General features: G+C 64.6%; 12 protein-coding genes. 5 read left to right on the forward strand and 7 right to left on the reverse strand.

The genetic code is table 11. The features are described 5' to 3' along the window. Nucleotides 1-165: 165 nt before the first annotated feature. The gene (locus tag K2O51_RS16825; RefSeq protein ID WP_011297052.1) at nt 166-924 is read left to right on the forward strand and encodes an IclR family transcriptional regulator; all 759 of its coding nucleotides are present in this window, start codon (nt 166-168) and stop codon (nt 922-924) included. Between the two features lie 61 nt (nt 925-985). On the opposite strand, the gene K2O51_RS16830 is transcribed toward K2O51_RS16825, so the two are convergent. The 4 genes from K2O51_RS16830 to K2O51_RS16845 form a co-directional block, all read right to left on the reverse strand. Beyond that, nucleotides 986-1,774 (reverse strand): BPSS1780 family membrane protein, encoded by a 789-nt coding sequence (locus K2O51_RS16830; RefSeq protein ID WP_220631416.1) that lies wholly within the window; start codon nt 1,772-1,774, stop codon nt 986-988. A 5-nt stretch (nt 1,775-1,779) separates the two neighbouring features. Continuing rightward, nucleotides 1,780-2,772: a homoserine kinase gene (locus tag K2O51_RS16835; protein WP_220631417.1), complete on the reverse strand. Its 993-nt coding sequence runs from the start codon at nt 2,770-2,772 to the stop codon at nt 1,780-1,782. Nucleotides 2,773-2,886: 114 nt separating this feature from the next. Continuing rightward, nucleotides 2,887-3,303: a hypothetical protein gene (locus K2O51_RS16840; RefSeq protein WP_011297055.1), complete on the reverse strand. Its 417-nt coding sequence runs from the start codon at nt 3,301-3,303 to the stop codon at nt 2,887-2,889. 209 nt (nt 3,304-3,512) lie between these two features. After that, nucleotides 3,513-4,454, reverse strand: coding sequence for an LOG family protein (locus K2O51_RS16845; RefSeq protein ID WP_224009699.1), 942 nt, complete (start codon nt 4,452-4,454; stop codon nt 3,513-3,515). Nucleotides 4,455-4,458: 4 nt separating this feature from the next. Here K2O51_RS16845 and polA point away from each other — a divergent pair, with 4 nt between their 5' ends. The 4 genes from polA (at nt 4,459) to K2O51_RS16865 (ending at nt 10,817) form a co-directional block, all read left to right on the forward strand. Beyond that, on the forward strand, nt 4,459-7,284 hold the full coding sequence (gene polA, locus K2O51_RS16850; protein WP_220631418.1) for a DNA polymerase I: 2,826 nt from the start codon (nt 4,459-4,461) through the stop codon (nt 7,282-7,284). A 214-nt stretch (nt 7,285-7,498) separates the two neighbouring features. Continuing rightward, nucleotides 7,499-8,833 carry an NAD(P)/FAD-dependent oxidoreductase gene (locus K2O51_RS16855; protein WP_011297058.1) on the forward strand — a complete coding sequence of 445 codons (1,335 nt, stop codon included), beginning with the start codon at nt 7,499-7,501 and terminating at the stop codon, nt 8,831-8,833. 115 nt (nt 8,834-8,948) lie between these two features. Further along, on the forward strand, nt 8,949-9,824 hold the full coding sequence (locus K2O51_RS16860; protein WP_011297059.1) for a dienelactone hydrolase family protein: 876 nt from the start codon (nt 8,949-8,951) through the stop codon (nt 9,822-9,824). A gap of 177 nt (nt 9,825-10,001) precedes the next feature. Further along, entirely contained in the window at nt 10,002-10,817 is an 816-nt protein-coding gene (locus K2O51_RS16865) for a ZIP family metal transporter (RefSeq protein WP_224009731.1), read from the forward strand. 15 nt (nt 10,818-10,832) lie between these two features. Here K2O51_RS16865 and K2O51_RS16870 read toward each other — a convergent pair whose 3' ends face one another. The 3 genes from K2O51_RS16870 to K2O51_RS16880 all read right to left on the reverse strand — a co-directional run bounded on the left by K2O51_RS16870 (nt 10,833) and on the right by K2O51_RS16880 (nt 13,964). After that, nucleotides 10,833-11,696: a sulfurtransferase gene (locus tag K2O51_RS16870; protein WP_220631419.1), complete on the reverse strand. Its 864-nt coding sequence runs from the start codon at nt 11,694-11,696 to the stop codon at nt 10,833-10,835. Between the two features lie 34 nt (nt 11,697-11,730). Beyond that, nucleotides 11,731-12,654, reverse strand: coding sequence for a DMT family transporter (locus tag K2O51_RS16875; protein WP_011297062.1), 924 nt, complete (start codon nt 12,652-12,654; stop codon nt 11,731-11,733). Nucleotides 12,655-12,860: 206 nt separating this feature from the next. Further along, nucleotides 12,861-13,964: an aromatic ring-hydroxylating oxygenase subunit alpha gene (locus K2O51_RS16880; protein WP_011297063.1), complete on the reverse strand. Its 1,104-nt coding sequence runs from the start codon at nt 13,962-13,964 to the stop codon at nt 12,861-12,863. Nucleotides 13,965-14,216 lie beyond the last annotated feature (252 nt).

Consider the following 14,216-nt stretch of genomic DNA (forward strand, 5'->3'; position numbering starts at 1 on the left):
GTGGCTCGCTGTGTGGCGGATTGCGCTGGCCCCGGATCGAATCTAGTGAAGCCCGCGCGGTGGTTCGTCCCAATTTGTGCGCTTTCGCGAGCGCTCGAACGGCATGCAGCACGGATCGCAGTTTTCGGGACGTCAGGGCGTCCCGGAATCCTATAAATTGAATCCATGAGCAATCACTCGAACGCCGCCGCGGTGCGCGCCTTCCGCATCCTCGAGATCCTGTCCATGGCCGAGGAGCCGCTTTCGCTCGCGGACATCGTGCAGGAGATCGGGCTGCCGAAGCAGACCGTGCATCGCCTGCTCAAGCAGCTCGAAAGCACGTGGCTGGTGTCGCGCACGGCGGGCAGCCGGTATTACGAGTGCTCGTCACGCGTGCGGCAGTTCGCGGTCAATGTGCTGATGCAAGCGGGACCTGCGGCGGCGCGGCATGCGATCCTGCAGCAACTGGTCGACAAGGTTGGCGAGACCTGCAACCTCACGATGCTGTCGGGTGACGATGTGGTTTATCTCGATCGCGTGGAGACGCAGTGGCCGTTGCGGATGCATCTGCAGCCGGGATCGCGTGTGCCGCTGCATTGCTCGGCGAGCGGGAAGTTGCTGCTGGCGTTCTTACCTTGTGCGCAGCGGGAGAGGGTGATCGCGGGGTTGCCGTTGCGGGCGCAGTCGGCTAACACCATTACGGACGTCGAGGTTCTCCGTTCCGAACTTGCCGAGACGCGGCGGCGTCGGCTTGGGGTCAATAATCAGGAGAACCTGCAGGGGATGATTGCTGTGGCGGTGCCGGTGATGCTGAACCGCAATCGCGCTTGCGCTGCTATCGCTGTGCAGGCGCCGCTGGCGCGGATGTCGATGGACCGGTTGTATGAGTTCGTGCCGGATTTGAGGTCGGCAGCGGAAGAGATGGGAAGGACGTTCAGCGAGTGAAGAGCGCTGCAAGCGGCAGCATTCAAAGACCGGCATGACGCCGGCCTTTTCGATATGCAATTCAGGTCGTTGCGCCCTGTTCCGCGGGCACCACGTTAAAGCACCCTCGGTACGTCGCATAGAACGAGCAGTACAGGATCGCCAGCATCAGCAGCGAATACGGCGTGACCAGGAACGACAGCACGGTCTCGGCGCCGAACGCGCTGAAGATAGTTTCGAGGAAAAACGGGATTGCCACCAGCAGCACCGCGAACAGCAGCACATAGGTGAAGAACGCGCCGCGGTTGCGCCAGCAGGCGGTCCAGCTGAAGAACATCGCCTTGACCGGCGGCACGCCATGCCATGCGGCCAGCAGTGGCGCGAACCAGAACATCATCGCGATTGGCGTGTAGAGCAGGGCGCCGATCAGCAGTGCGTAGTAGAGCTGGCGCACGGCCTCTGCCGTCAGCGTTTCTTCCTTGAGCAGGATCGGCAGTAGTGCGCTCATGTCGACAAGCGCCCCGGCGATCAGGCTCAGCAGGAATACCAGCGCCGCATAGATGCCGCCGAGCACCAGCAGGTTGCGCGTGGCCTCCTTGCCGTTGGTGCGGAATCCCGCTAACAGTATGGTGGGCAACACGCGCTTGTTCTGGATGACTTCGCGGCACGCCGTCATGACGCCGACCGACAGGCCGGGTGTCACGACCAGCAGCGCGATGATGCCGATCAGCGGTACCACGATGGCGAGTTGCGCCGCGATCAGGTAGATGAACAGCAGCATCAGGAACGCGAGCGGATTCTTGCGGAACAGCCAGATGCCCTGGCGGAACCAGACGTAGCCTTCCTTGGCGGGGACTTCCAGTAGTTGCATACCAATCAGATCCAGGCAAGCGCGGCGGCATCGGCCGTCATGGCGAGGCGCCGGCGCAGGATGCGTTCGAAATGGGTCGGGTCGTGCGGCTGGAGCATGTCGGCTTCGCGCGGCAGGTAGAAGTCCCACAGGCGCGACACCCAGAAGCGCAGCGCGCCCGCGCGCAGCATGTCGCGCCAGTGCGCGGCTTCCGTCGCGCTGAGCGGCCTGACCGCGTGATAAGCCTGCACCATGGCATGCGCCCGCGCGTTGTCCAGCTCGCCGCTGGCCAGGTCGATGCACCAGTCGTTGACAGTCACGGCCAGGTCAAACAGCCACTTGTCGTTGCCGGCGAAGTAGAAATCGAAGAAGCCGCCCAGGCGATGGTGGCCCCCGACCTCTTCGAACAGCGCGTTGTCGCGGAACAGGTCGCAGTGGCACGGGCCACCCGGCAGGGCCGCATAGTCGGCGCTGCCGAAGAACGCGGCCTGGTGCGCGATCTCCTGCTGCAGCAGCGTGCGTTGCTGCACATCGAGGAAAGGCACGATCTCGGCTTCGGTCTGCTGCCACCAGGGCAGGCTGCGCAGGTTCGGCTGCTGGCGCGGGTAGTCCTGCCCCGCCAAATGCATGCGCGCGAGCATGTCGCCGACTTCCGCACAATGCTCGGCGTCGGGTGCAAGCTGCGAAGCGCCAGGCAGGCGCGTGACGACAGTCGCGGGTTTGCCCTTGAGGGCGCGCAGGATCTCACCGTCGCGCGCCGGGATCGGCGCGGGCACGGTGATGCCGCGCGTGGCAAGATGCGCCATCAGGTGCAGGTAGTAGGGCAGCTGATCGAACGTGAGGCGCTCGAAGATGGTCAGCACGTACTCGCGCGTGCGGCCATCCTGCTCCGTCGTCAGAAAGAAGTTGCTGTTCTCGATGCCGGAGGCGATGCCGCGCAGTTCGCGGACTTCGCCAAGGTCGTAGTCAAGCAGCCAGCTGGCGATCTCGTCGTGCGAGACCGTGGTGAATACGGCCATACTCGTTTTGTGATGCGGAACGGAAAGCGGCGGCACAAGGGTGGCCGCCGCCGCGGCAAGACTGCCGGAGGACCGGCGCGGCCCGGTGTCATGCCGGGCCGTGGGTAGTCAAAATCAGAACGTCAGGTTCACGGAAGGCACGCGATTGACGTCGTGCTCGCGGATCTTGGGCGAGCTGTCTTCCGGCTTGCTCATCTGATACTTGGTGCCGAACCCGGACTTGACCTGGATATCGGTGGCCCGGCCCTTGTCGCGGTATTCGCGCACCTGCGTGCCGTCGCGCTCATTGAGCTGGAAGCTCGGCTGGCGCGGCTGGTTGATCTGCGTTTGCGCAGCCGGGGCGATCGGCTGGTTGTTGATGCGGTTCAGTTCCTGCTGGGTCAGGGCGTTGCTTTCCTCGGCGGGCTGGGCCAGCGCCAGGCCGGGCAGGGCCAGGGCGAGCACGGCGGCTGCCAGCGCCAGGCGCGGTGTCCGGGCGGTTGCTGGCGCCGGGCCGGAAAGCGCGGCGGGCCGGAATGAGGGGGAGGTCATCAGGGGCTCCTGTGCGGCGCAGCCGTGGAGAAGGCATGCTGCGCGGCGGAATGCGGCGTTGGCTGCTACCCGGTGGCGCCGGGCTTGGCAAGCGGATACCTCCCATTCTAGCAATTCCTGCTGCGAAAGGGCCGCCGCCGTGCCCTGTGGGGCACCTCGGCAACACCGTGCAGGGTGGCCGCGAAACCACCCTGCTTCGCGCTGTTGTCTTACAGGTAAAACATCTCTTCCTTGGGCGGAATCGGCTTGTCGCCGCCACGGCGCTCGTAGTACTCGTAGACCGCTTCCAGCACCTCATGCGGCTCGTCGACGATCTTCATCAGGTCGAGGTCGTGCTCCGCGATCAGGCCCATCGGCAGCAGCGTGAAACGGAACCAGTCGAGCAGGCCCTTCCAGAAACGGCTGCCGAACATCACCACGGGCACCGAACGCGACTTGCCGGTCTGCACGAGGGTCAGCACTTCAGCCAGCTCGTCGAGCGTGCCGAAACCGCCGGGCATGACGATGAACGCATCGGAATTCTTGACGAAGGTGACCTTGCGCGTGAAGAAATGGCGAAACCGCATGGCAATGTCCTGGTACGGATTGCCCTGCTGCTCATGCGGCAGTTCGATATTGAGGCCGACGCTGGCCGACTTGCCCGCGTGCGCGCCCTTGTTGGCCGCTTCCATGATGCCGGGGCCGCCGCCGGAGATCACGGCAAAGCCGGCATCCGAGAACAACCGCGCGATTTCGATGGTGCGCTGGTAGTACGGCGAATCCTCGCGCAAGCGCGCACTACCGTAGATCGAGACCGCCGGCCGGATCTCCGACAGGTACTCGGTCGCCTCGATGAACTCTGCCATAATCGTGAACATTTGCCACGAGGCGCGCGCCTTCTTAGCGGTCGCGCGGTCTTCGTCGGCCAGCGCACGCAGGCTGGGAATCATCTTGCGCGGATTCGCGCGCGAGCCGGCCGGGCCATCAGCAGGCGGCTGCGCGGGATTGCCGGCAGCGGCGGCATCGGCCGCGCGCGCAATGGCAGCCGCGTGTTCGGAAGCAGCTTCCGGCGGGGGTTGTACGGTATCGCCGGAGATATCGGAAACATCCGGGTCGGCAAGGGGGGCGGTCGGAGCACCGCCCGCTGCAGCACCAGTCAATTTAGAGTCCATGGGAATGTCGGATAGTCCAAAAACACTCTTGCTCGTCGATGGATCGAGCTATTTGTATCGCGCTTATCACGCGCTGCCGGACCTGAGGAATGGTGAGGGTCTGCCCACAGGGGCAATCTACGGCATGATCAATATGCTGCGCAAGCTGCGCAACGATTACCCGGCAGAGTATAGCGCCTGCGTGTTCGACGCCAAGGGCAAGACCTTTCGCGACGAGATGTATCCCGCGTACAAGGAACACCGCCCGTCGATGCCCGAGGATCTGGCCCGCCAGATCGAGCCGATCCACGAAGCGGTGCGTGCTCTGGGCTGGCCGATCGTCGTGGTGGAAGGCGTGGAGGCCGACGACGTGATCGGCACGCTTGCGCGGCAGGCCGCCGAGCAGGGGGTGCGCACGGTGGTCTCCACCGGCGACAAGGATCTGGCGCAGCTCGTCAATGACCAGGTCACGCTGGTCAACACCATGAGCGGCGAAGTGCTCGATCCGGCCGGCGTGAATGCGAAGTTCGGCGTGCCGCCCGAACGTATCGTCGACTATCTGTCGCTGATCGGCGATGCCGTGGACAACGTGCCGGGCGTGCCCAAGGTGGGGCCCAAGACGGCCGTCAAATGGCTGACCGAACACGGCACGCTCGACAACATCATGGCGGGCGCAGCCGGCATCAAGGGCGTGGTCGGCGAGAATCTGCGCAACACGCTGGACTGGCTGCCGAAGGCGCGCGAACTGGTCACCGTCAAAACCGACTGCGACCTCAGCGCGGCCGTGGCGGATTTCCACGCGCTCCGGGAAATCGGCGAGGATAAGGAAAAGCTCATCGCATTCTTTACGCGATACGGTTTCAAGACCTGGCTGCGTGAGGCGACCGGCGAAAGCCTTCCCGATGCGCGCGCGCAAGCGCGGGCGCGCGCTGCCGCGGCACCCGCGCAAGGCGGACTGTTTGATGCGCCGGCCGCCACCTCGTCTGCCTTGGCAGCCGAGGCCCCGCCTGCCGAAGACATGGCCCCGAGCGAAATCCGATACGAGCTGGTGACGACCGAAGCCGCGTTCGAAGCGTGGATGCAGCGCATCGAAAGCGCACCGCTGACGGCGATCGATACGGAGACCACGTCGCTCGACCCGATGCTCGCGCAGCTGGTCGGCATCTCGCTGTCGGTGGAGCCCGGCGAGGCGTGCTACATCCCCGTCGGTCACCGTGGCCCGGACGTCGCCGGCATGGAGAACAACGGCCAGCTCTCGCGCGATACCGTGCTCGCACGCATGCGCGCATGGCTTGAGGATGACAGCAAGCCCAAGCTCGGCCAGAACATCAAGTACGACATACATGTGTTCGCCAACCATGGCGTGACCCTGTGCGGCGTGGCGCAGGACACCATGCTGGAAAGCTACGTGCTGGCGTCCCATCGCAACCACGGCATGGACAGCCTGGCCGAGCGCCTGCTGAACCTGAAGACGATCACCTACGAAGAAGTCTGCGGCAAGGGCGCGAGCCAGATCGGCTTCGACCAGATCGACCTCGCGCGCGCCACCGAATACGCGGCCGAGGATGCCGACGTCACGCTGCGACTGCATCGCAAGATGTTCCCGCAGGTCAGCGCCGCGGCGGGCCTGCGCCGCGTGTACGAGGAGATCGAGATCCCGGTGTCCGTAGTGCTGCAGAAAATCGAACGCAACGGCGTGCTGATCGATGCGGAACGTCTTGCCGCGCAGAGCGCCGAACTGGGGCAGCGCATGCTGTCGCTGGAGCAGGCCGCGTACGATGCCGCGGGCCAGCCGTTCAATCTCGGTTCGCCCAAGCAGATCGGCGAGATCCTGTTCAACCAGATGAAGCTGCCGGTGGTCAAGAAGACTGCGAGCGGCGCGCCGTCGACGGACGAAGAGGTGCTGCAGAAACTGGCCGAGGATTACCCGCTGCCGAAGCTGCTGCTCGACTACCGTGGCCTGGCGAAGCTCAAGTCGACCTACACGGACAAGCTGCCGAAGATGGTCAACCCGAACACGGGACGCGTGCATACGAGCTATGGCCAGGCGACAGCTGTGACGGGCCGGCTCGCGTCGACCGAACCGAACCTGCAGAACATTCCCGTACGCACGGAGGAAGGCCGCCGCATCCGCGAAGCATTCATCGCGTCGCCGGGCAGCGTGATCGTATCGGCCGACTATTCGCAGATCGAGCTGCGTATCATGGCCCATATCTCGGGCGACGAAAACTTGCTGCGCGCGTTCGCGAATGGCGAGGATATCCACCGCGCCACCGCCTCCGAGATCTTCGGCGTCGATCGAGAGGCTGTGAGCAGCGAGCAGCGCCGCTATGCCAAGGTCATCAACTTCGGCCTGATCTACGGCATGAGCGCGTTCGGCCTGGCGAGCAACCTCGGCATCGAGCGCGAGGCGGCAAAGCACTATATCGACCGCTACTTCATGCGCTACCCGGGCGTCGCGCAATACATGGAAGACACGCGCCAGACTGCACGTGAACAGGGCTATGTCGAGACCGTGTTTGGACGACGCCTGTGGCTGCCGGACATCAACGGCGGCAGCGGCCCGCGCCGCCAGGCGGCGGAGCGTGCGGCCATCAACGCGCCGATGCAGGGTACGGCGGCGGACCTGATCAAGCTGTCGATGATCGCCGTGCAGGGCTGGCTCGAACGCGACAAGCTGCAGACGCGCCAGATCATGCAGGTGCACGATGAACTGGTGCTCGAAGTGCCGCAGGACGAACTGGACGTGGTCAAGACCAGGTTGCCCGAGTTGATGTGTTCGGTCGCGCAATTGCGTGTTCCGCTGGTTGCAGAAGTCGGCAGTGGCGCGAACTGGGAAGAAGCCCACTGACCATCGCCAGGTGCAATAGGAACATACGGCCGGGAGTACCCGGCCGTATTCATTTGCATGCCCCGGAACCCTTTGTTTTCACATACTTGGCGTATGGAATGAAGCGACTGCTGAATCGGTGATTGCTGTCTTGCTTCAGCTGCTGCGATGCAGCAAACTGGGGGCAAATGCCTAACGGCCAGCGTTTCTCAGCAATAAAAGCATCGGGTAGACCATGACCACAGGAGCAAACGGCAGGGCGCATCGCATCATCGTCGTAGGGGGCGGGGCAGGAGGACTGGAGCTGGTGACACGGCTGGGCGACAAGCTCGGCAAGAAGGGCACCGCGCAAGTGGTGCTCGTGGACCGCTTGCCCACGCATATCTGGAAACCGCTGCTGCATGAAGTTGCCGCGGGCAGCATGGATCCCAACACGCACCAGCTCGAATACGTGGCGCAGGCGCGCTGGCATCACTTCGAGTTCCAGCAGGGTGAAATGACCGGCATCGACCGCGAGCGCAAGACGATCTCGGTTGCGGCGTGCCTCGACCCCGACGGTGGCGAGCTGTTGCCGGCGCGGGAGCTGCCTTACGACACGCTTGTGCTGGCCATCGGGTGCGTGACGCATTTCTTCGGCGTGCCGGGTGCGGCGGAGCATGCGATTGCGCTCGATACCGTCGCACAGGCCGAGCGCTTCCGCCGTCGTCTGATCGCGGCCTGCGTGCGCGCGCAAAACGGACGCGGGCGCGTTGGCGAGGACGGCCGGCCGCGCGTGGACGTGGCCATCATCGGCGCCGGTGCGACCGGCGTGGAACTGTCGGCAGAGCTGCGCAACACCGCGCATGTGCTCAACGCCTACGGACTGCACAAGCTCGATCCGCGCCGCGACGTGCGCATTCACGTGATCGAGGCTGGCCCGCGCATCCTGCCTGCGCTATCGGAGCGGGTCTCGGCCGAAACCGCAAAGTTGCTGCGCAAGCTCGACGTCGATGTCTTCACCAGCGAGCGCGTGACCGAGGTCAACACCGAAGCCGTGCTGACTGCGAGTGGCAAGCGCATCGATGCCGACTTGACGGTGTGGGCGGCGGGCATTACCGCGCCGCCGGTGCTGGCGACGCTTGGGTTGCCGGTCAGCCGGCAAGGCCAGATCCTCGTGCGGCCTACACTGCAGAGCGAAGGCGACCCCGACATCTTCGCGTTCGGCGATTGCGCGAGCTGCCCGTGGCCCGAGAAGCAGACTGCGGTGCCGCCGCGCGCGCAGGCCGCGCATCAGCAGGCGACGTTCCTGTTCGACGCACTGCGCGCACGCCTTGCCGGCAAGCCGTTGCCGGAATTCGCGTTCAAGGACTTCGGCTCGTTGGTATCGCTCGGGCATTTCAGCGCGGTGGGTAGCCTGATGGGCGGGCTCATCGGCGGGTCGATGTTCATCGAAGGGCTGATGGCGCGCTTCATGTACACCTCGCTCTACCGCATGCATGTGCTGGCGCTTCACGGCGCGGTCGGCATGGGGCTCGACACGGTGACGCACTGGTTGCGCAGCAAGACCAGCCCGCGCGTGAAGCTGCACTGAGCGGCGCCCGCGTGCCGGCCGGTGCACGTGACGGCATGTTTGCTTAGAATCGTCAGTTGGCGCCGGTGGGACTTCCCCGGCGGACACCCAACCGACAACGATCCTGGAGACATGCATGCTGAAACCCGAAGTGGAAAGCCTGGTATCCGGGCAGACTTTCAATCGGCGCGGTTTCGTCAAGACAGCACTGGGCTCCGCGTTCGCCGCGGCTGCGCTGCCGGCGATGGCGCAGGCGATCAAGACCGACTTCGCGGGCCTGACCGCCGGCGAAGTGACGATTCCTTCGGGCGGCTTCAGCATGCCGGCCTACCGCGCGCAGCCCGAGGGCAAGACGAAGTTGCCGGTGGTGCTGGTGGTCAGCGAGATCTTCGGCGTGCACGAGCACATCGCCGATGTTTGCCGCCGCTTTGCCAAGCTTGGCTACCTGGCCATTGCGCCGGAGCTGTTTGCGCGGCAGGGTGATCCGCAGAGCTTCGGCACCATCCAGGAACTGCAGACCAACGTCATCGCCAAGGTGCCGGACGGGCAGGTCATGGGTGATCTCGACGCGGCCGTGGCCTGGGCCGGCGCCAATGGTGGCGACCTGTCGAAGCTGGCGATCACGGGGTTCTGCTGGGGCGGGCGCATCACGTGGCTGTATGCCGCGCACAATGAGCGGCTGAAGGCCGGCGTGGCCTGGTACGGGCAGCTCGCCGGCACGCCTACGCCGCTGAAGCCGAAGAACCCGCTGGACCTGGTTGACCAGTTGGACGCGCCGGTGCTCGGCCTCTATGGCGGCAAGGACACGGGCATCACGCAAGAGCAGGTCGAGAAGATGAAGGCGGCGCTGTCGGCGTCCCCGGATCCGGACGCAAAGGCATCGAAGTTCGTCGTCTATCCCGAATCCGGCCACGCTTTCCACGCCGATTACCGGCCGAGCTATCGCGAGGCGGACGCCAAGGACGGCTGGAAGAAGTGCCTCGACTGGCTGCGCCAGCACGGCGTCGTCTAACCGTACTCATAGGCGCTGCGCGGACGAGGATTGCAAAGTCCGCGCCGGAATACGTACAATGCGGCCTTCCAGTTGTTGCAACATTGTTGCGTTTGCCGTCCGCACAGCGCCGGGCGGAACCGGCATGCCGCGGATGCGGCACCACCGCCCCGGGAGCCCATCATCCACTCGACCCTTCTGTACATCCTGCTCGCCGCCACGATTTCCGGCGTGGGCAGCATTTTCGGCGCGGCGCTGTTGTCGCTGACAATGGCCTCGCGCGTGGTCGAACGCATGGTCAGCTTCTCGGTGGGCGTGCTGCTGGCAACGGCCTTGCTCCATTCGTTGCCCGAGGCATTCGAGTCGGGTGCCGATCCGCGAGCCTTGTTCGGCACGCTTCTGGCTGGGCTGCTGGGCTTCTTCCTGCTCGAAAAGATCTCGCTGCTGCGCCACTCGCACCATCACGAGGGCGACGGGCACCACCATCACCACGGCCACGACCGTGAAGAAGCGGGCCGCAGCGGCCTGACCATCCTGGTCGGCGACACTTTCCACAACTTTGCCGACGGCATTGTGATCGCGGCGGCCTTCCTGGCCGATCCGAACATCGGCATCGTCACGGCGCTGGCCATCGCCGCGCATGAGATTCCGCAGGAAGTCGGTGATTTCATCGTGCTGCTCAACGCCGGCTTTTCGAAGGCGCGCGCTTTTGCGTTCAACCTGCTGTCGAGCGTCGCGGCCGTGGCGGGCGGGCTGGTCGGGTACTTCCTGCTGGACCAGATGAGCGGCTGGATTCCCTATGTGCTCGTGATCGCGTCCAGCAGCTTCCTCTACATCGCCGTGAGCGACCTGATGCCGCAGATGCAGCGCAAGCCGCGCTGGCGCGAATCGGCGATTCAGGTGGTGCTCGTGGCGGCCGGCATCACGGCGATCGTCTTCATCACCAATGGCGTCCATGAGCGCCAGGCCCATGGCGGACACCGCCACGCCACGCGGGCGGTGGCGTCCGACTGAGCGGTCTCGGCAGGCTCAGGCTGCAGGTCCCGTGGCGACCGGGCGCGTCGGATCGGCGCACCATTCGCTCCACGAGCCCGGATAGAGCGCGGCACCTTCCAGGCCGGCGACTTCCAGCGCCAGCAAGTTGTGGCACGCGGTGACGCCCGAGCCGCACTGCATCACGGCATGCGCCGGTGCGGTCTGGCCCAGCACCGCACCAAGTTCAGCGCGCAACTCCGCGGCGGGTTTGAACTGGCCTTCCGGGGTCAGGTTGTCCTTGAAGAAGCGGTTCACCGCGCCGGGGATGTGCCCGCCAACAGGGTCGAGCGTTTCGTTCTCGCCGCGGAAGCGATCCGGCGCACGGGCGTCTACAACCAGCCGCGTCGGCTGATTCAGATTTTCAAGCAGGGCAGCCGCGTCGACAGTGGCGACCCGCGGTTCGCCGCGCTGGATGTTGCCCGGCGTTTCGGGTTCCGGCGCGGCACCATGTTCAAGCGGCAGGCCGGCTTTCACCCACGCGGGCTTGCCGCCATCGAGTACGGTCACCGCGGCGTGGCCGATCCAGCGCAGCATCCACCACAAGCGGGCGGCATACATGCTGCCTTGCGCATCGTAGGCAACGACCTCGGTGTCGCGGTTCACGCCCAGCGCGCGCAGGCGGTCCGTAAAAGCGTCGGGGTCAGGCAGCGGGTGGCGGCCGTTGTGACCGGTCTTCGGGCCCGACAGTTCGTTATCGAGGTGCAGGTAGAACGCACCGGGCACGTGGCCCTGCTGATAGGCTTCGCGGCCCGCAGCCGGATTGGCCAGGTCAAAGCTGCAATCGATGACAACGACATTGCGTGCCGGCGCGGCTTGCAGGGCTTGCAGCGCGGCGACGGAAATCAGCGGGTTTGGCATGAGCGTCCTTTGGCAATCGGCATTTCGGAAAATGCTACACCTCCGGATGCACTTCCGCCTCTGGCGACTTGACCGGCGTATCCGGCGTCGGCTCTTCACCCGAGTCCTGACGTGCGCGAGCGAGCGTCGTGGCGATGCCGCTGGCAATGATCAGCCCCATGCCGAGCCAGGAAATCGAGTTGAGTCGGTCCGACCAGATCAGCATGCCCCAGATGCTCGAGAACACGATGCCGGCGTACTGCAGGTTGGCGGTGAGCAGCGTATTGCCGCGCTTGTAGGCGCGCGTCATGGCGGTCTGGCCCAGCGTGGCAAGCACGCCGATGGCAAGAAGCAGGCCCACACCGTGCCAGGTGTGGGCGGTTGGGCCCGAGTACAGCATCCAGACCAGTCCGACTACCAATCCCACAGCTGAGAAGTAGAAGACGATGCGGTGCTCCGGTTCGCCGAGTTGTCCGAGTTGCCGGACCTCGACATAGGCCAGTGCCGTGAACATGCCGGAAATCAGGCCGACCAGGCCGCCTGTGAACTGGTCCTTGCCGACCGATGGCTGCAGCAGGAACAGCACCCCGGCAAAGGACATCAGGATCGCGATGATCAGTTTCTTGTCCGCGTTGCCCGCAGTGCCGGCCAGCGCGGCGCTGGCGCCGAGGATCAGCGCAATCCAGACCGGCGACATGTAATTGAGCGTCATGGCCGTGGCGAGCGGCAGCAGCGTAATCGATGTGAACCACAGCAGCAGGGCCGTGACGCCGAACACACTGCGCTTGATGTGCGTGAGCATGTGCGGCGTGCGCACCGAGACGCCGCTTGACGCCATCAGCGCCCACATGATGGCCACGCCGATCACGCTGCGGTAGAAGACGATTTCGCCGGTCGTGTAGAACTCGGATGCCAGCTTGACGCCCACCCCCATTAATGAAAACGAGAAGGCGGCAAACAACATCCAGAGCGATTGCATGGCGAGGGAGGAGGCGGATCGAGATGGCGTGCGAGCGGGGCTTCATCGTGCCGTGGCCCTGCGTCGCGATTCGGAGCGGTCAGGCTTTGCAGCCGGACCGAGCAGCCATTGTAGCGTGCGTAGTGGCGCCGCCAACGCAAAACGGACCGCCGGGGCGGTCCGTTCGTGACTGGGTTGTGCGGTAATCGCCCGTCGTTCAGCGTTGTTTAGCGCTGATAGGCCATGGCGCGCCGGTACCACTCATGGAAGTGCTGCATGCCGTCTTCCATCGGCGACTGGTAGGGGCCGACCTCGCTGGTGCCGCGCTTGTGTAGCGCCAGGCGGCCGGCATCCATGCGTTCAGCGATCTCGTCGTCCTCGATGCAGGTTTCCATGTACGCGGCACGCTCGGCCTCGACGAACTCTCGCTCGAACAGCGTGATTTCCTCGGGGTAGTAGAACTCGACCACGTTGCGCGTCTTGCGCGGACCCAGCGGATGCAGCGTGGAGACCACCAGCACGTTCGGGTACCACTCCACCATGATGTTGGGGTAGTACGTGAGCCAGATCGCGCCATGCTTGGGCAGCACGCCGTTATTGAAGCGCAGGACTTCGTCGTGCCATTTCTGGTACGTCATGCTGCCCGGCCGCTTCAGGCCTGCATGCAGGCCGACGGTCTGCACGCTGTGCCACTCGCCGAACTCCCACTTGAGGTCGTCGCACGAGACGAAACTGCCCAGTCCCGGGTGGAACGGCACGACGTGGTAGTCCTCCAGATAGACCTCGATGAAGGTCTTCCAGTTGTAGTTGCACTCGTGGACCTCGACGTGGTCGAGCATGTAGCCTTCGAAGTTCAGGTCCTCGGCCACGCCCAGCTTGGCCAGGTCGGCGCGCACGTCGCGCTTGCCGTCGAACAGCAGGCCGTTCCAGTTCTGCAGCGGCGAACGCTTCAGGTGCAGGCATGGCTGCTGGTCGAAATGCGGCGCGCCGAGCAGTTCACCCTTGAGGTCGTAGGTCCAGCGGTGCAGCGGGCAAACGATGTTCTTCGAATTGCCCTTGCCGTTGAGCATGATGGCCTGGCGGTGGCGGCAGACGTTCGACATCAGCTCGATGCCGGCGGCGTTGCGCACCAGCATGCGGCCTTCGTCCTCCGCCTTGAGCGTGTGGTAGTCGCCCACCTCTGGGACCATCAGTTCGTGGCCGACGTAGCCCGGGCCATTCCTGAACAGCAGTTCTAGTTCTTGTTGATGCAGCGCCTCATCGAAATAGACGTCAACGGGCAACTGCGAATCAGCCGGCGCCAGCTTGAGCGCGGTGCTGAGATTGGACATTATCCCCACTCCCAGATAAACAGGTGAAAGCAGTGAACAACCCAACCATCGAAAAATGAATCGATTTGGGAAACACTTGTCGACCGGCTTTGCTGGCCTGGCAGGGCCTGCGCGGACTGCGGCGACGAGCCCGGGATTGTACCCCACCCTAAAAAGTTAAGGGCCTGATTTTCCTGCCTTTTTAGCGAAAAAGTCGACCCGGGTCGTCATTGGGGTGCCGTACCGGGCGCATTCGGAAAGACGACCCGAGCG

The organism is Cupriavidus pinatubonensis, assembly GCF_019602855.1.
GTDB classification, from domain to species: Bacteria; Pseudomonadota; Gammaproteobacteria; order Burkholderiales; family Burkholderiaceae; genus Cupriavidus; species Cupriavidus pinatubonensis.

What these genes read in the sequence shown, in the direction of transcription:
- K2O51_RS16875 (WP_011297062.1), bottom strand. Translation starts at nt 12,654, where the DNA reads ATGCAATCGCTCTGGATGTTGTTTGCCGCCTTCTCGTTTTCATTAATG.
- K2O51_RS16870 (WP_220631419.1), bottom strand. Translation starts at nt 11,696, where the DNA reads ATGCCAAACCCGCTGATTTCCGTCGCCGCGCTGCAAGCCCTGCAAGCC.
- K2O51_RS16855 (WP_011297058.1), top strand. Translation starts at nt 7,499, where the DNA reads ATGACCACAGGAGCAAACGGCAGGGCGCATCGCATCATCGTCGTAGGG.
- K2O51_RS16880 (WP_011297063.1), bottom strand. Translation starts at nt 13,964, where the DNA reads ATGTCCAATCTCAGCACCGCGCTCAAGCTGGCGCCGGCTGATTCGCAG.
- polA (WP_220631418.1), top strand. Translation starts at nt 4,459, where the DNA reads ATGTCGGATAGTCCAAAAACACTCTTGCTCGTCGATGGATCGAGCTAT.
- K2O51_RS16825 (WP_011297052.1), top strand. Translation starts at nt 166, where the DNA reads ATGAGCAATCACTCGAACGCCGCCGCGGTGCGCGCCTTCCGCATCCTC.
- K2O51_RS16835 (WP_220631417.1), bottom strand. Translation starts at nt 2,772, where the DNA reads ATGGCCGTATTCACCACGGTCTCGCACGACGAGATCGCCAGCTGGCTG.
- K2O51_RS16840 (WP_011297055.1), bottom strand. Translation starts at nt 3,303, where the DNA reads ATGACCTCCCCCTCATTCCGGCCCGCCGCGCTTTCCGGCCCGGCGCCA.
- K2O51_RS16845 (WP_224009699.1), bottom strand. Translation starts at nt 4,454, where the DNA reads ATGGACTCTAAATTGACTGGTGCTGCAGCGGGCGGTGCTCCGACCGCC.
- K2O51_RS16860 (WP_011297059.1), top strand. Translation starts at nt 8,949, where the DNA reads ATGCTGAAACCCGAAGTGGAAAGCCTGGTATCCGGGCAGACTTTCAAT.
- K2O51_RS16830 (WP_220631416.1), bottom strand. Translation starts at nt 1,774, where the DNA reads ATGCAACTACTGGAAGTCCCCGCCAAGGAAGGCTACGTCTGGTTCCGC.